Raw genomic sequence first — 16,907 nt, 5'->3', positions numbered from 1 at the left:
CTTATCTCCTGCGCGGCGCTGGCGTGGAGCCAGCCGTGAACCCGAGCGCGCGGAAAGTCTCGCGCATATGTGGCGGCAATTCGGCGCTGACTTCCAGCCATCCGCCCGCGGGATGCGGCAGCACGAGGCTGCGCGCATGAAGGTGCAGCCGGTCAGTGAAGCCGTCGGCGTGCGCTTTTTCGGCGCCGTATTTCGGGTCGCCGAGGATCGGCGTGCCGATGGACTGGCAATGCACGCGCAACTGATGCGTCCGGCCCGTCAGGGGTGAGAGGCCCAGCCAGGAGAATTTTTTGCCAGCAGAGTCGAGCACTTCGTATTCGGTGCGAGCGAACTGCGCGTCCTCGTCGTCGCGTTGCGCGGGCACGGTGATGGAGCCGGGACCTGCGCCCAATCGTGCGAGCGGCTGATCGATCTCTCCCGAAAGCGGGTCGGGCCGTCCGACCACCACGGCCCAGTAGGTCTTTTTCACGTCGCGCCCGCGAAACAGGGCGGCGAGTTTCGCCGCAACGCCCGGTGTGCGGGCCAGCAGCAGCAGGCCGGACGTGTCGCGGTCGATGCGGTGTACGAGCCGGGGACGTGGATCGTCCCCCTCGCGCAGCCCGTCGAGCATCATGTCGACATGATGGGTGATGCCGGGGCCGCCCTGTGTCGCGAGGCCCGAGGGCTTGTTCAGGACGATGAGTTGCTTATCGGAATAGACGACCATGCCCTGAATTTCGCGCGCCAGACGCGGGTCCAGCGTCTTTGGCGCATCGCGGGCGGGGCCGGAGGCCACGGGGATCGGCGGAACGCGCACAGACTGCCCAGGCGCGAGGCGCGTGCTGGCCTCGACGCGCTTGCCGTCCACACGAATTTGTCCCGTGCGGCACAACTTCTGCAATGCGCCCTGTGTGAGGTGCGGATAGTGGCGTCGGAAATAGCGGTCGAGCCGGATGTCGGCCTCGTCCTCGCTCACCGTCAACATGGCCACGCTCATAATACCGTCCTCACATTTCTTCTTCGGAGGCGCGGCTTGCCCTCATTCGCGTCCATGTGTCCAGTCTTCGCTTGATTTCGTGTTCGTAACCGCGCCCCGTCGGCCGATAGAAACTCTGCCGCTCCATCTCGTCAGGGAAGTAATTCTGGCCGGAGAAGGCGTCGTCGGCGTCATGGTCATACTGATACCCCGCGCCGTAGCCGATTTCCTTCATAAGCTTCGTCGGTGCGTTGAGAATATGAGCGGGCGGCATCAGGCTGCCGGTCGCCTTGGCGGCGCGCCGCGCAGCGCCGTAAGCCTTGTAGACGGCGTTCGACTTCGGCGCTGTTCCAAGATGCACGACCAGTTGCGCAAGCGCCAGTTCTCCCTCCGGTGAGCCCAGCCGTTCGTACGTCTCCCACGCTGCGATGGCCAGCCGGAGCGCCGACGGATCGGCCATGCCGACGTCCTCGGCGGCGAAACGCGTCAGGCGGCGCGCGAGGTAACGGGGATCCTCGCCGCCCTCCAGCATGCGGGCGAACCAGTAGAGCGCCGCGTCAGGGTCTGAGCCGCGCAGGGATTTATGCAGCGCGGAGATGAGGTTGTAATGCTCCTCCCGGTCCCGGTCATACAGAACGGCCCGCTTGGCCAGCAGCGAGGCGAGCGCCTGAGGGTCAAGCGGTTCTGTCGCGTTCAGCGCGAGAATTTGCTCCACCATGTTGAGCAGATATCGCCCGTCGCCATCGGCCATCGCACGCAATGTCGCCCGCGCGGGTTCGGTGAGCGGGAGGGGATGCTTCGCTTCCTCTTCCGCCCGGACGAGCAGCGCTTCGAGCGCCGCGTCGTCCAGCCGACGCAACACCATCACCTGACACCGCGAAAGCAGGGCGGAGTTCAGCGCGAAAGAGGGATTTTCCGTCGTAGCGCCGACGAGCACGATGGTCCCGTCCTCCACGACAGGCAGGAAGCCGTCCTGCTGGGCGCGATTGAAGCGGTGGATTTCGTCGACGAACAACAGCGTGCTGCGCCCCGCCCCCGCGAGGCGGCGCGCGTCGTCGAAAGCGCGCTTCAGATCAGCGACACCCGAGAACACCGCGGAAATCTGCACGAACCGGAGGGAAGCTGCGTCCGCGAGCAGCCGCGCGATGGTGGTCTTGCCGACGCCCGGCCCTCCCCAAAGGATCAGGCTGGCGAGCGTTCCGCGCGCCAGCATCCGCGTCAGCGCGCCGTCAGGGCCGAGCAGGTGATCCTGCCCGACCACGTCCTGCAGCCGTCGCGGACGCAGGCGGTCGGCGAGCGGCTGGGTGGCGGCGTGACGCCCGCTGGTGGACGGCGCACGTTCCCCAGTTTGCACGCCGCCGGGGGCGGGCGGGCCTCCGCCGAAGAGATCGTCGCCCGGGTCGGGGGCGTTACGGTTTGACGCCATGACGATGCCTGCTGATGTTCATCCTCTGTTCATAGCGCTGTCGGGCCCTTCCGTTAAGCGGTGCGGTGAGCCGCATGGCGGCGATTGAGCGTAAAGCGACAGAGTAGGGAAGGTGACGGCGGAAGATCCGGCGACGCAGGCGCTTGCAAAAGGGACGTAGGCGAACAGGACGCATGAGAACTATGCGCAGGGAGAGGAAAGCCGATTGGAAATGCGAAGAATTTGCGAAGTGCCGTCTTGAGAGTTATGAGAACTTAAAAATGCAGGCAGCTGGGCGATCTGGATCGGGGCGGTCCGCCCGGCTGCTGACGACATGTCGGGGGGCATGACTATAGCGGCGTTGGCGATCAGTCGGAGGGGGGGAAGAATTTCTCCAAAGTACGGCGGAAAGGTCGGGCGACGTCGTGCCGTCTTTTCTCTCTTCAGGCGCTGCTCTTTCCGGAGTCTGATTTCGGACGCCTCGAAGTTCCCCGCATCATGAACGTGGGAAGTCCCCTTGGTCCTTCCGCTTGCCTGTACGCCGCCGAAAGGGGTGATGGCGGACAGGGCTGGTTCGGGTCTTTCGACACGGACATGCGGGTTGACGAGGAAATAACGAGAGCGGCGACCGCCACATTTCGTTCCTATACGGAAACACGGTCGATCCCGCCGAGTGTCCCGCCTCACAGTTGCCTCATCGCATTTGACGCAGCTATGCGCGCAGCTACGCATTTTTCGGCGAATGCGCCCGAAATGCTTGGGATAGCCGGGGATATTCCGGGTCGTTCTATCGAGCAGCTTCTGGGAGCCGAGGCGGCCCGCGCAATCAGGAAAGCATTGGGCGCGACGCCACGGGTGCGTCGCCCGGTCTTGTTCTTCCACGTGACTTTGCCGTCAGGCGAGGCGTTCGACGTTTCGGCGTTCGATGGGCCCGATCGCGTGGTGATCGAGTTCGAACCCGTCGTGCCCGGGGAAGATTCAGGAGCCTATCTGGTGGCGCTCCGGACAATGGTCGACCGGATGCGCGATATCAGCTCCCTTCCGGATCTGTTCGACGCTGTTGTCCGTCTCCTGCGGGATACGCTGCGTTTCGATCGCGTCGTGTTCTTCCGTTATCAGCCAGAGGGGCTCAGTCTGGTGGTGGCGGAAGCGCGCTATCCCGCAATGCCCAGCCTGTTGCGTCGGCGTTTTGCCGAAAACCTGCTGCCGTCGCACGATTTGCCGCCTTATCCCGGCACGCGATTTCGTATGCTGGCGGATACGCGGGCTGAGCCTGTTCCCGTTCTGTCGGGTGAGCGCGCGTCGGTCGATGCTACGGAAGCGACTTCGGACGGCCTTGCTCCTGCGTATCTGACTAGGGCTGGCGCGACATTAGAATGTCTGAATGCGCGGGCGGCCATATCCAATATCCTGATCGCAGACGACGAACCCTGGGGCGGGTTCGTCTGTCACCACAGGACGCCTAGGCGACTGACCCAGGCGCAACGCGTTCTCGTCAAGATGTTCGGGGAGTACGTCTCTCTTCAGATCGTCACGTTGCTGCGGACCAACCGACTGCGGTACACGCGCGGCACGCTTGCCTTCATCGATAGATTTCTGAAGGAGGCGGCCCGGGCTTCCGACATGCCGATGCATTTACGGACCCGGCTCGCGGAACTGAAGGCGTTTGTTCCTTGTGACGGCGCGGCTCTTTGGTTGGGCGGAGAGTGGACGCCGTGTGGGGCCGCCCCGAGCGTGGTCGGACCGTTCGCGGAGCTGGCGCTCGAGCGCGCGGGTTCACAGCTTTGGAGCACCCGCAAACTGGTCGGGACGCTTTCCGACGTATCGCTTGTTGCGCCCGGGATCGCCGGGGTCATGGTTGTGCCGATTTCGTCCGAACCAGGAAACTATCTTTTCCTGTTTCGTAACGAGGCGCTGCAGCTCATCTACAAGCTGCGCGAGGAAGTACGGCAGGAGCATGACGAATCCGGGGACACCGGCGCTATTGTCCCGGAAAACGCTCTCGAAGACGCTCCGGCGGGAAGCGAGCGAGACGCCGATGCGAAAGCGGAGAATTCCTTCGCTCTCTACGGCGATTTCATTATCGGACATGCTCTGCCGTGGAGCGATGAGGACGTCGAGGTCGCGGGGTTGCTGCGATCCGCGTTGATTGAAGTCATGGGAGCCTACCACCAGCGCATGCTCGCCGAGCGGGCTTCGAACGACGAGCGGTTGCGCACCCTGAACGAGGAACTGACGCACCGGGTCAAGAATATTCTCGCCGTCGTGCAGTCTCTCGTTATGCAGCGGGCGCCCGAGGGGCGGGCGGTGGAAGAGCATCTGCACCACATGCGGGGGCGGGTAAGGTCTCTCGCGTCCGCTCATGACCAGATTGTCCGCACCTCCGGAGGGGGGATGTTGAGGGACATGCTGGAGAGTGAGCTTGAGCCGTACTCGGATGGTCGGCGGTCGATCGTGCTGGATGGCCCCGCCTTGTGGCTTGAGGGCGAGGCGCTTTCTGTCACGGCTCTGACTGTGCACGAGTTGGCCACGAACGCCGCGAAATACGGCGCCCTCAGTGTATCCGGCGGCGGCGTGCGCATTCAGTGGCGTCTGTCGGCGGACGGGAAGATGTGGATCCTGTCCTGGCGAGAGGAGGGTGGACCGCAGGTTGGGGAGCCGGTCAGGCGTGGCTTTGGCTCCGCATTGATCGAGCGGGGTATGGCATATGAACTCGGGGGGGCTTCGCGGGTCGCCTACGATCCCGCTGGCTTGCAGGTTACGCTGGAAATTCCCGCCCGCTACGCTGGGGAGGCGCGCTTCGGCGACGATTGGGTCGAACGGGTCGATGCAGCCCAGATGACCGGAAGTTTTGGCCCGCCCGTAAAGGCCGGGATCGCCGTTCATGAAGAACGAGCCGATCTGGGCGGCGTGACGGGAGACCATATCTCGCTTGATGGGCTCGACGTCCTGGTGGTTGAGGACCAGTTGCTGATCGCGCTCGAAGTGGAGCAGGATCTCGGGGAACTCGAAGGTTGCAAGGTGAGGACGGCGAGTTCGGTCGAAGAGGCGATCGTCTGCATAGACGCCGCCGAACCGGATGTTGTCCTGTTGGACGTCAACCTGGGCGATGAAACCAGCGAGGCCGTGGCGTTCACGCTGCGCACGCGCGGCGTGCCGTTCATTCTGACAACCGGTTACGCAGACCGCATCGAGAGTCTGAAGGAGTTTAGCGATGCGCCGGTCATCGCCAAACCTTACGAAGTCCGGACCGTGATTTCGGCCATCATAGATGCGCTGGGGGCGCGAAAAGCGGCTTAAGACCTCATTTCTTACGGGCGGCGGAAAGCTCAAGAGCGCGGGCGTAGACCAGCTTTCGCGGCAGGCCGCTTGCGGCGGCGACAAGTGCGGCGGCGTCTTTGACCGAATGCGTCTCCAAAGCCTGCGACAGGCTCGTATCGAGATCGTCCGCCCCGGCCTCATCTTCGTCGGGCGGACCGAGCAGTACGACAATCTCTCCCCTTGGCGGTTTGTCGGCGTAGGCGGCGGCGAGTTCCGCCGTGCCGCCGCGCCGCACTTCCTCAAAACGCTTGGTCAGCTCCCGCGCCACTACGGCTGCGCGTCCGTCGCCAAAGGCGGCGGCGAGGTCGGCAAGCATCTCGCCCAACCGGTGCGGCGCCTCGTGCCATATCAGGGTCGCTCGCAGGCCCGCCAGTTCAGCAGCGCGCAATGTCGCGAACGCGCTACGCCGCGCCGCGCCACGCGGCGGCGGAAAGCCAAGGAACAGGAAAGGGTGCGGCGGCAGACCAGACAGTACCAGCGCAGTCAGTGCTGCGTTCGGGCCGGGCACCGCTGTTACTGGTACGTCCGCGTCAATGGTGGCGCGGGTGAGGCGATAGCCCGGATCAGACAGAAGCGGCATGCCCGCGTCCGAGACCAGCGCGATCCGCGCGCCCCGCCGCAACCGCTCGACAAGGGCTGGCGTTCGCTGGCGCTCGTTGTGTTCGTGCAGGGCTTCTGATCGTGGCGAGATGCCATGCTCGGAGAACAGCCGCGCCGTGACGCGCGTGTCCTCGCAGAGCACCAGATCGGCGTCCCGCATGGCTTCGACGGCTCGAGGGGGGAGATCTCCGAGATTTCCTATCGGCGTTGCGACCAGCGTCAGGCCGCCGCGTTGTGACCCCGGGACGGGTCCGTGTTCCTCGCTTTCGTAAGCCGGAGGATCTTCCCCTGCGTCGGTCTCGGTTGAGTCATCGCGGACATGACGTGGCCGCAATCCTTCGCTATGGGGGAGGGCGGCGTCGGCGTCGTCCCCGTCGCTGAGGCGTTTAGAAGAAGAGGCGAAAGATGGATCGGACATGCGGCTTCCTGTTGCGCGGGGCCATCCAAGCTGTCGCCCCATCCGGGGCTGCGCGCAAGTCCGAAGGCGGCTTTGTCGGCGCTTACGTGGGGCGGCGCTGTATGGCGTTGACCGCCGTCACGGCGCTGGCGGCTCTTTCAGCATGCGCGAATGGCGGCGGCGAAGCCGGCGCCGGAGCAGCAGGGGCGACGGGTTCGAAGACTATAGGCGTGCTCCTTCCGCTAAGCGGCCCGAACGCTGCTCTGGGTAGCGAGATGCTGGCCGCCGCGCGTCTGGCTGTCACGGGATCGGTGTCTCGCGCGGTCGGCCCGCAAGGGCATGGCGCTCAAGGCGGTGCAGGGAACAATCCGGGCGTGTTGCAGATCGATGCGCACGATACGGCCACGACCGGCGGCGCTGCGGCGGCCATGCAGGCGGCGCTTGCTTCCGGGGACGGCATTATTCTTGGCCCCCTGACCGGCGCGGATACGGGGCAGATTTCGGCTATGGCGCGACAGGCGGGAACGCCGATGCTGGCGTTCACCAGCGATGTGGCTCAGGCGCAGCCCGGCGTCTGGATTCTGGGCGTCACGCCTGAGCAGCAGGTCGACAGGCTGGTGTCGGCGGCTCAAGCCGAGGGACGGCGGCAATTCGCTGCTTTTCTTCCGGACAATCCGCTCGGGCGCGCTCTTGGTGAGGCGTTGTCTCGGTCCTGTCAGGCGCGTGGCCTGGCCCCGGCCCAGATCGTCTATCACGCGACCGGGGCCGATGCGATTACGACCGGCGTCGCCACGCTTTCCGCGTATCAAAGTCGGGTCGACGCTGCCAATGGCGCGGCTTCGAGCGCTTCCGACGCGCTTCCCCCGGACCTTGCGGCGGCGCTCAATCATCCGCCGGGGGCCACTTCGGCCGTCGCCGCGCCAAAACCTCTCGATGGATCGGACGACACAGCCTCATCTTCAGGGGCGCAGTCCACCGCTTCTGGCGCTGTCGCTACGCCTGCGGCGACGGCACCGGCGGAATTGGCTGCACCGCCCTTCGACGCGCTGCTTCTTGGCGATACTGGCCTCGCCCTCAAATCGACGATTGATGCCCTCGCGGCGAACAAGGTGACGAGGGACAAGGTGCGGATTATGGGGCCGGGGCTGTGGGCGGCGTTTGCCGGCAAGCTGGGCGGGTTGGCCGGGGCATGGTACGCCGCGCCTGATCCGGCTAACCGCCGCGCCTTTGTGCAGGCGTTCCTTGCCCAGACGCATCGCACGCCCAAGCCCCTTGCCGATCTGGCTTACGACGCCGGAGCGTTGGCGGGTGCTGTGAACACCGCCACCGGCGGCGCGGGATATCCGATCGCCGAGTTGACGAGGCAGCAGGGTTTCGCGGGTGTCGACGGCGTCTTCGCTCTGACGCCGGATGGAAGAACGACGCGCGAACTGGCGATCTTCGAGGTCCAGACAGGCGGCGGAAGCCGCCTCGTCAGCGCTGCGTCGCGGCGGGCCGCGCCAGCGCCCGGCGCTTCCTGACGCCGGAGCCAACGGTCTTTCGAAATGCGCGCTGGAGGCTATCCAGCGCGCATTTTTAGCGTTTGGGCGTTCAAGATTTCGTCGGTGCGAGGGGGTGCTGCTCGCGTCTCCATTCGGGCTCGCATATCTTGAAAACGTCGTGCGGGTTCGCGATCTCTGGGCGTTGCGAGGATTGCTACGGTAGAGAAACGCGGAAAGTCGCTATTCGTCAGAGGTGAGATGTTCGAATTGCGTTTTGATGCGTTCAGTGCGGACGGCTTGTTGCGAAATCGATCCGGCTTGCCGTCGGGCGCATCTCCTGTGCATTGTTTGGCGTTGGGGCGGTAGCGGAGACGACATGATCACATTGCGGCTCAACGGACAGGACACCCCCGTCGACGTCACGCCCGACACCCCGTTGCTTTGGGTGTTGCGCGATGTTCTCGGACTGACGGGAACCAAATTCGGCTGCGGCATCGCGCAATGCGGCGCCTGCACGGTCCATATCGACGGAAAGGCGGCGCGCGCTTGCGTTACGCCGGTGGGCGCCATTGGCGAGGCTTCTGTCACAACGATCGAGGGCGTTTCGGGCGATACGCTTGCTGACGCTGTGATGAAGGCGTGGGTGGATATTGATGTCGTGCAATGTGGTTATTGCCAGCCGGGCCAGATCATGGCCGCGATAGCGCTGCTGAGAGGCTCGCCGAACCCGACCGATGCGCAGATTGATACGGCGATGTCGGGAAATATCTGCCGTTGTGGCGCTTATGTCCGCATACGGGCCGCCATCCACAATGCCGCGGCGGCAGGCGCATGAATGGGCCCCGGGAGACGAACGACCATCGCCGTCGCTTGTGCGGCGTGGGTCGGTTATGCACGGCTGCTGTCGTTTTCGTTCTGTCGTTCTGTTCGGCAAATTTCGCAAGAGCGGACACGCATGCAGATCTGGTGGCGCGGGGCGAGTATCTGACCCGCGCAGCCGATTGCGAGGTCTGCCACACGGCGAAGGGAGGCGTTCCGTTCGCCGGTGGGCTGAAGTTCGACATTGCGCCCTTTGGCGCAATCTATTCGGGGAATATCACGCCTGATCGCGACTCCGGACTGGGCGGTTGGTCGGAAGCTGCGTTTGTGCGGGCCGTGCGTGAAGGGAAAGGGCCGGAGGGACGTCTCTACCCGGCTATGCCGTATCAGGATTACGGCAGGATGAGTGTGGGAGACGCTCAGGCTATCTGGGCTTATCTGAAGACGTTGCCTCCGGCTCGTTCGCTGCGACCTGAGAATACAGGCGTGTTCGCGTACGGGATCGTGCGTTCCGCCATGATCGGCTGGAATCTGCTATACGGTCCGCGTTCGGATTATCCTGACGATCATGGCCGTTCAGGCGCGTGGAATCGCGGACGTTTTCTTGTCTTGGGGCTGGGGCATTGTCAGGAATGCCATTCGCCGCGGAACTGGATGATGGCGGCGTCCGATGGTCGCGCCTTCGCCGGGAATGTGACGGATGGTTGGCTGGCCTACAATCTTTCCTCCGATCGCTCAGACGGCCTTGGCGCCTGGACCGATGCGGAGCTCATTGAATACCTGTCGACGGGGCATACGCAGAACCATGGTTCTGCGGCCGGTCCTATGGGGTCGGTCGTGGGGCATAGCCTTCGCTTCCTGACGCAGGACGATATTCGCGCGATGGTGACATATCTTCGGAGTGTGCCGCCCCAGTCGCAGACCGGCGTCGTTGAGCGTGCTGCGGCCGACAAGGCGTCGATCCACCGTGGCGCGCGCCTGTATCAGGGCGCTTGCATAGGCTGTCATCTGGAGAGCGGTGACGGGCGCAATACGCATTTCGGCGATATTCACAGAAGCCATACGGCAAGGGCCTCAGATGGTCGCAATCTCGTGCAGGCCATGATCGAAGGGACGTCGCTTGAAACTCAGACCGGCGCGGCTTCCATGCCGGAATTCGGTCATGGCTATGACGACCGCGATATCGCCGACATCGCCAATTATGTTCTCGCCAGTATCGGGCATGCGCAGGGACATGTCGATGTGACGGAAGTGACGAAGGCGCGCGACAGCAGCAATTGATGAGATGAGGTCTTGCTGTATTGGTTTAGGGGGCTCCCGTATCTGTTTTGAATGCCCCTGGCATTGAGAACGCGCTTTTGGCGCGTTCTTGCTCGGCACAATCGCAAGGGATGGCAAGAGCGAAAAACAGTTCGAATGCGAACTCTTTTTTTGTTTTTGTGCCAGTTTAGATGTAACTCGCGAGCGTCATGCTCTTGAGGCTTGCGACAAGAGAGTAAGACGCTTCGAGCTGATTCTGTATTGCTGTCGTTTGCACCGATACGCTTGCGAGGTCGGCAGATTTTGCGTTGTCCAATTGGGTGTTGAGCATCGTGCTCATCGTGGACAGCATCGTCGATTGGGAGGAAAGCGAATCCTGACTGATGCCGAGAAGCCCTTCCTCATTCGTCAGCGATGTTGAGATGGAGGAAGTTGACGCCTGCAGGCTGCTGATCAAGTCGGAGAACTGCGTACTGGACGTGTCGGCGGATCCCAACGAAGCGACAACCATCAGGTTGCGGATCAAATCGCGGATAGGCGAACCTGTGGATGTGGCCGTGGCGTCAGAGCCCTGGGTCGCGATCATTCCAACGCTGACGGTATCGTTCAAACCGATAACGGCGGAACTCTGAAGGGAGGACGCGGATGTTCCGTCGACTGAAAGGGCGGACGAGAAAACTGAATAGCTTGCGTTCGAACCTGTCCCGGTCGCGAGAGCGGTCGCCTGCTCGAGAACGCTTGCAGCCGACGACGACGACAGAGAGGAGACGACGGACGACGTCGCCTGTGCGAGCGAACTGGTGCTCAGGCCGCTGGGGTCGGTGACTGGTGGGTCGTTGGCGTCCGTGCCAGCGAAGACGTAGCCGGAACCCGACGATGTGTTCAGGAGAGTGCCCAGAGTGGCGAGGTCGCTCGTGGCGGTGCTTACGATCGACTTCAACTCGCTTTGCCCCAGACTTCCGCTCAAGGACAGAAGATTCGTCTGTAGCGTCGTCACCATCGACGATATCTGCGTCAGGGCGGTTTGGGTCGTGGACAGCGTGCCTTGAGCCGTCGTGATGCTGCCTTGCCACGCCGACACAGCCGTGATCTGAGGTTCAAGGCTGAGCGCCGCCGAACGGTTGTCGCCCAGTCCGGCGTAGCTTGTGGAGGTGACGCCTGTCGACGCTTCTCCGCTCAGATTGGTTTCCTGAGTGTTGAGGTTCGAGATCGCCTGTTCGAGAACATATAATGTTCCAGAGGCTCCGTATTGTCCGATGCTGGTGCTCATGATCAGTTGATCGCATCCAGAAGGGCTGTGAACATGCTTTGGACAGTCGTGACGATCTTTGCGTTTGCCGTGTAGGCGTTTTGCAAGGCGACGATTTTTGACATCTCATCGTCCACGTTGACGCCGGAAACATTGGAGACCTGCGTCGAAAGACTGGTCTGGACTGACGTCGCCGTCGTCAGGCTTGAAGACGCCGTAGACGCGACCTGAGCCTGTGCGGATGTCAGCGTCGTTGCGAGATTGGCGAGGCTGAGCGTTGAGCTGTATCCTGTGGATAATGTTCCGGTCATGCCAAGCCCGGAGCTCGGCGCCGAGAGCGTCCCGGAGACGTCATTTGTCGCTGAACCCAAGGCGGTCGACAGCACTGCGGACGCCAACGTCGTCGAACCGTTCGGCGAGAGTTGGGACGTGTCGCTGACGATGTCCGGATTGACCTCAAGTGTGCTGGCCAGGCCGACAATGCCGTCTGGAGTGCCGGCTGTTGTCGAAGAAGACGGCATGCTGCCTGTTCCATCGGTGAACAGCGTCAGTCCTGCGGCGTTGAAGCGATTGGCGAGCGTATAGGAAAAGGAATCGAGCTGAGCCTGCATCGTCGGGTAAACACTGTCTCTAAGCTGAATGTTTGCGCCCAGAGTTCCGCCGGTCAGGCTGGTGGTGATGTCGGTGCCGTTGAGTTCGATGTCAGGAATGGCGGAACCCGAGGTGGTTCCGGGATAGCTGCTCGTGGCGTCGACGGAGGCGGATTCGGTCGACAAAGGCCATGTGGAGGTCGGGATGGTCACGCCGGAACTACTTGACGGCTGCGTGGGCAGCTCCGTGCCGTCAGCCGTCTTGACCAGCATGTCTCCGGTCGATGTTTCCGTGAATGTCACAGATATTTTCGACGAAAGATCGGACATTGCGCTGGCGCGCTGGTTCTCGAGGTCAGCGACGCTGGCGCCGGTGACCTGAAGTTTCATGATCTGTTGCGACAGGGCGCCGATCGTCGTCAGGTCCGTATTGACGTCGGAAACACTGGTGACGATTGTGTCCTGCGCGTTTTGACGTTGAGTCTGATACTCGTTCGACAGGGAATTGATCGTCGATGTCAGGGTCTGGGCGTCGGAGATAACCGTCGAGCGTTCGGTGTCGCTTGTCGGGTTGGACACCAGCGCAGTGAAGTCGTTGGAGATGTTTCCCAGCAGGTCAGACAGCGTGTTGCTCGATCCGGATGTCGCGCTGGTCGAGCCCTGTAATGCCGTGATTGAGGACAGCGAATCGCTTGTTGCGGTCAAGGCCGCCACGCTGGCGTTCTGTGTATAAAGCCCGGCCATCAGGGCGTTGTTGACGTTACGCGTCGTAAGGCCGATTGACACGCCGGACCCGACGCCAGCGCTGTCGCGAGAGGAAACCTGCGAAATTTCCTCGACATATCCGGTTGTACTGGCGTTCGAAACGTTTTGCGAGACGACGCCCAGCGCATATTGGGTGGCTTCCAGTCCGCTGGTGGCGATCGAGAGCGATGAGTTCAGATCCATCCTGACCTTCTCCGGCACTGCGCTCTTTCGGCGGATATGGGCTCCAAGAGACGATATAAAACCCGACGAACCTGCGGGATATTCTGCAGTGGTTCAGCCTATCCCGCTTCCGTAAACAATATATGAAATTGGTTTACTGGATCATGGCGATCGTCGACTGCAGCAACTGGTTCGCCGTGGTCACGACTTTTGTGTTCGCCGTGTAGGCTTCCTGCGCGACGATCAGACCCGACAGGTCGGACGTCAGGTCGGTGGTGGACGACTCAACGGACGAGGTCTCCAGCGTGCCCGTGCCGTTGGCGCCGACGACGCCCGTGGTGGCGGAGCCGGACTGGGCGGTGCCGACGTAGGCCTGTCCGTCAACAGCTGACAGTCCGTCTGCATTGGCGAAGCTCGACAGGGCGATTTTACCGACGAGCTGCGTGTCGCCGTTGCTGAACTCTGCCATGACCGAGCCGTCGCTTTCCATTTCGACGCCCTCGTACGTCCCGCTGGTCACGCTGTCGCTGGTCAGGGTTGGCGTGGTGCTGGTTGAACTGGTCGTTGAAAGCGTCGTGGCGCTGCTGCTGCCGATCGTGCCGATATTCAGCGCGATGCTCTGGGACGTGCCGTTATAATTGGCGGTGATGGGGATGGATGCGGTAGCCCCGCTCAGGCTGGAGCCAACGGCGTCGCCGGAAGAATCGGTGACCGACGCGATAGCCCCGCTTGAGTCGAAGGTGACGGTATAGGGCGTTGCGCTTATGGCGGAGGAATCCGACGGGTCGCTGGCGGAGACGGTCCATTTCAGCGGGTTGGCGCTATCCTGCGTCCAGGTGACGTCCAGCGTGTGGCTGCCGCTTTGGGAGTCGTAGATTGTCGAACTGGTCGTCGTCGTGGCGGCGCCGCTTGACGGCAGGGTCGTGCTGCCGACGTCTCCCGTCATGGTCAGTTTGGTGGTTTCTGTGGGGCGGAACACGACGTTGGAAACGTTGAGCTGGGTCAGCGACGTGCCGAGCGTCCCTGTGGTCGCGTCGGCCTGATATCCGTCGAGATAATAGCCCGACGTATTCACCAGATAGCCGTTCTTGTCCGCGTAGAAATCGCCGTTTCTGGTGTAGTACTGCTGATCGCTGAAGCTTTCGGTCCCTGACGTGGCTTGCCCGGTCTCCTTGGAAACGTCGAAGAATCCGTTTCCGGAAATCGCGACGGCCAGCGAGTTGGTGCTGGCCGAGACCGTTCCCTGCTGCTGCGTCGAGGTGTGCGTCACGGCGCCGACGCCGTCGGACACGGCGTCCGAGCTGCTGGAGCTGAGGGAATTGGAGACGAAATCCTGAAAACTTGTTGTCGAGGCCTTGTAGCCGACCGTCTGACTGTTGGCGATGTTGTTGCTCAAATTGGTGAAGGCGGTGGACTGAGCGTTGATGCCAGCCACGGCGGTCGTCAAAGAATTGAAAATCGACATGAAACACTCCTCAGGCGGGTTTTGCGACGGCCAGCGTCGCCGAACCACGACGCTGAAACTCTATGCAGGAATCGTGCCAACTTTTTCGGGAGCGCACTTCAACGCCCTGTTCGCGGCTGGATGCCGTTAGAGTGAGTCGATTGGTGACGACGTGACGCCTGAAAACTCTCAGGTAGGTCAATATTGATCGGCAATTTGTGCCCAGTAGGCAAAAATGGGGCGTCATGCGTTCGGCTGGAATGCAGTCCAGCCTTACCGGAACTACGGGATGTGAGTTGGCCCGGTTTTTGCATGGGATCTAGACGTTCTGGACGATCGGAAACGTTAATGACGCCCATAGTACATTTGACTGGCTCTAAAATTGCACCGTTGGTTTCTTCGTCCGAGGACGCGGACATCAGTTCCGGCGCGTCGCGTTCGATATCCGCGACGCAGGCGCGTCGGTCGTTTTCAAGCGTGCTGGCCAACGAGACGACCGATGGCGGCAGGACTGCGTCTATACGAGATGTAAATTTTTCCCGGACAGTATCGACTAAGGATGCGTCGTTACCGAACAAACCCACCACTGCAGCTTCGCGGGTCGCCCCCGGCGGTTCCTCTGGAACGGCGACGACGTCCGGCCGCGCGACCGTCGAAGCGAGCATGCAGGATGGATCAAAATCGGCGGCCGACGGGCAGGGGGCAGTCGATGCGACGGACGGCGACGTTCAGGCTCGTCCGCTGGAGCCGGGAGAGGAAAGTGACGATCCGACGACCGCCGATGATCAGCAGACGTTACGGGCGATGACCGTGGAGGACGCAAATCAGAGCGTCGTCGCTTCGGCGCCGGTGCAGGTCCAATCGGGCGTGTCGACGGAGAAGGGAAGTCGCGCGCGTCATGAGGACGACGCAGCGGTGTCTTCATCCGCTTCCGTATCGCAGGATGCCTCTTCGGGTGATGTGAGCACGGCGACGATGCAGCTGTTTGCTGGCGCAATAATCCTTGCGCCGGATGTATCCCGGTCAGCCACGCGGATTTTTACGAAGGGAGGGGAGACTAGCGCTGGCGATGTGGTGGGGGGTGTGAACCCAGGCTTATCGTCTCCGGAGGCGCCTGTGATGCAGAGTGCGCAACTCGCGACCATAACTGACGATAAATCGCAGGCTCAGGATGTTGCGCCCGTAACCTCGGATGACGTGGCGAGCGAAGCCATGCCTGGGAAGGCGCTGAAGGTTGACGAGCACGTCGTGGCTGATGCGCTTCCTCAGAACGCTCCGTCTATGTCCGCAGATATGCGATCATCGTATACGCAAGCTTTGGCGGACATGCAGTCTCAGACTTCGCCTGATCAAGGAAACTCTGGCGGCGCACAAGCTACGACGCTGCAGGCGAGCGGTGGACAGGCGGATGGCCCGGCGACGTCCAACGGCGTCGCGAAACTTGGCGTCCGCGCGCTTGCTCAAAAACTATCCGCGGCGGGCGTCGGGAACGCTGTAAGGGTGAGTGCGGCCTCTGTAACGTCTCCCGAAGTGGCTCAGGGCACAGTTGGCGTGGCCTCGGCCGCCGCAGCACAGCAGAGTGGAGGTGTCTCGCCGCTACCGGACGTGACGAAGAAGGCGAACCTCAACGGACGTGACGTTCAGGCCGCGAATGGTCCGGACATAACTTCAACTGTTCCGACCGGATTGAGCACGCGGCCGCTGGCCACCGCAGGTGATCGGCCTCGTGGCGACTCTTCCGGGCAAAACGAAGATAGACGGTCGTTGTCTGCCGGCGGGCAGGGCATTGCAATGAGCGACGCACCGGGCGCTACCGCCGCGCTTCAAATGGGCTTCGCTCCAGTGCTGTCGGAGCAGAAACTCGCCTCGACTATTGGGCAGGCGCCATTTCCCGACACCGGGATGTCGCACGCGACTCAGGCGAACTCCGGAGAGGCGGCCCAGATCGATGTCGCACGATCGGCGGATGGAAGCTCCGTAGTCACCATGACGCTTCCGTTCGACGGAACGGATTCCTCTGTAAATGTCGCGATCAGCAAAGGCGACAATGCTGAGGGCTTGCGTATTCATATCGAAGCTGGTGCAGCCGACGTTTTGCAGTCGTTGCAGACTGATCGGACCGAACTGACGCGAGCATTGGAAAGTTCGGGTGTGGACGCCCGATCCGCTCAGGTGACGTTCGGTCTTGCTTCAAATATCGGTGGCGACGCCCGGCAGGATTTGCCCAGTGGTCAGCCGCAAGGGGGCGACAGCGGAGCGTCCAGAGGGTTCGATCTTGGCTTCAGTGCGTTTGGAGACGGCGGGTATGGCGGAAGCAGTCGCGACAGCGGCAGCCGGCTTTCCGGCGGAATGCCTTTCCCCGGCGCGACCGGTCGTTCCGACGACCCGGCAGAATCAGTTTTTGCTGCGTCACCCTATCGGCGTTCCGGCGCCCTCAACATTACAGCGTGAAAGAACGG

General features: G+C 62.4%; 12 protein-coding genes. 6 read left to right on the top strand and 6 right to left on the bottom strand.

Features of this window, described 5'->3' with window-relative positions:
* Window position 1: 1 nt before the first annotated feature.
* Window positions 2-976: an RluA family pseudouridine synthase gene (locus J2D73_RS13900; protein WP_207882208.1), complete on the bottom strand. Its 975-nt coding sequence runs from the start codon at window positions 974-976 to the stop codon at window positions 2-4.
* Window positions 977-986: 10 nt separating this feature from the next.
* Window positions 987-2,381 carry a replication-associated recombination protein A gene (locus J2D73_RS13895; protein ID WP_207882206.1) on the bottom strand — a complete coding sequence of 465 codons (1,395 nt, stop codon included), beginning with the start codon at window positions 2,379-2,381 and terminating at the stop codon, window positions 987-989.
* Between the two features lie 477 nt (window positions 2,382-2,858).
* Here J2D73_RS13895 and J2D73_RS13890 point away from each other — a divergent pair, with 477 nt between their 5' ends.
* On the top strand, window positions 2,859-5,660 hold the full coding sequence (locus tag J2D73_RS13890; protein WP_207882204.1) for an HWE histidine kinase domain-containing protein: 2,802 nt from the start codon (window positions 2,859-2,861) through the stop codon (window positions 5,658-5,660).
* 4 nt (window positions 5,661-5,664) lie between these two features.
* Here J2D73_RS13890 and rsmI read toward each other — a convergent pair whose 3' ends face one another.
* The gene (gene rsmI / locus J2D73_RS13885) at window positions 5,665-6,699 is read right to left on the bottom strand and encodes a 16S rRNA (cytidine(1402)-2'-O)-methyltransferase (protein WP_207882202.1); all 1,035 of its coding nucleotides are present in this window, start codon (window positions 6,697-6,699) and stop codon (window positions 5,665-5,667) included.
* Here rsmI and J2D73_RS13880 point away from each other — a divergent pair.
* The 3 genes from J2D73_RS13880 (at window position 6,687) to J2D73_RS13870 (ending at window position 10,259) form a co-directional block, all read left to right on the top strand.
* Window positions 6,687-8,198 carry a penicillin-binding protein activator gene (locus J2D73_RS13880; RefSeq protein ID WP_243429962.1) on the top strand — a complete coding sequence of 504 codons (1,512 nt, stop codon included), beginning with the start codon at window positions 6,687-6,689 and terminating at the stop codon, window positions 8,196-8,198. The two genes, rsmI and J2D73_RS13880, sit on opposite strands and share 13 nt — an antisense overlap.
* Before the next feature lie 337 nt (window positions 8,199-8,535).
* Window positions 8,536-8,994 (top strand): (2Fe-2S)-binding protein, encoded by a 459-nt coding sequence (locus tag J2D73_RS13875; RefSeq protein WP_026398564.1) that lies wholly within the window; start codon window positions 8,536-8,538, stop codon window positions 8,992-8,994.
* On the top strand, window positions 8,991-10,259 hold the full coding sequence (locus J2D73_RS13870) for a c-type cytochrome (RefSeq protein ID WP_207882200.1): 1,269 nt from the start codon (window positions 8,991-8,993) through the stop codon (window positions 10,257-10,259). The genes J2D73_RS13875 and J2D73_RS13870 overlap by 4 nt, the downstream gene beginning before the upstream one ends.
* 166 nt (window positions 10,260-10,425) lie before the next feature.
* On the opposite strand, the gene J2D73_RS13865 is transcribed toward J2D73_RS13870, so the two are convergent.
* The 3 genes from J2D73_RS13865 to flgE all read right to left on the bottom strand — a co-directional run bounded on the left by J2D73_RS13865 (window position 10,426) and on the right by flgE (window position 14,469).
* Window positions 10,426-11,508, bottom strand: coding sequence for a flagellin (locus J2D73_RS13865; protein ID WP_207882198.1), 1,083 nt, complete (start codon window positions 11,506-11,508; stop codon window positions 10,426-10,428).
* 2 nt (window positions 11,509-11,510) lie between these two features.
* Window positions 11,511-13,025: a flagellar hook-associated protein FlgK gene (flgK, locus tag J2D73_RS13860; protein ID WP_207882196.1), complete on the bottom strand. Its 1,515-nt coding sequence runs from the start codon at window positions 13,023-13,025 to the stop codon at window positions 11,511-11,513.
* A 133-nt stretch (window positions 13,026-13,158) separates the two neighbouring features.
* On the bottom strand, window positions 13,159-14,469 hold the full coding sequence (gene flgE, locus J2D73_RS13855; protein ID WP_207882194.1) for a flagellar hook protein FlgE: 1,311 nt from the start codon (window positions 14,467-14,469) through the stop codon (window positions 13,159-13,161).
* On the opposite strand from flgE, the gene J2D73_RS21060 reads away from it, so the two are divergent.
* Both J2D73_RS21060 and J2D73_RS13850 read left to right on the top strand, forming a co-directional pair.
* On the top strand, window positions 14,468-14,599 hold the full coding sequence (locus J2D73_RS21060; protein WP_279380936.1) for a hypothetical protein: 132 nt from the start codon (window positions 14,468-14,470) through the stop codon (window positions 14,597-14,599). The two genes, flgE and J2D73_RS21060, sit on opposite strands and share 2 nt — an antisense overlap.
* 197 nt (window positions 14,600-14,796) lie before the next feature.
* A complete protein-coding gene (locus J2D73_RS13850; RefSeq protein ID WP_207882192.1) occupies window positions 14,797-16,899 on the top strand; it encodes a hypothetical protein in 2,103 nt (700 codons plus the stop codon).
* Window positions 16,900-16,907 lie beyond the last annotated feature (8 nt).

Origin of the sequence: Acetobacter sacchari, from assembly GCF_017377715.1 — a bacterium.
Taxonomy (GTDB): domain Bacteria; phylum Pseudomonadota; class Alphaproteobacteria; order Acetobacterales; family Acetobacteraceae; genus Acetobacter; species Acetobacter sacchari.
Note: the sequence above shows the minus strand (reverse complement) of the source record. Positions and strands in the feature narration are given on the sequence as shown.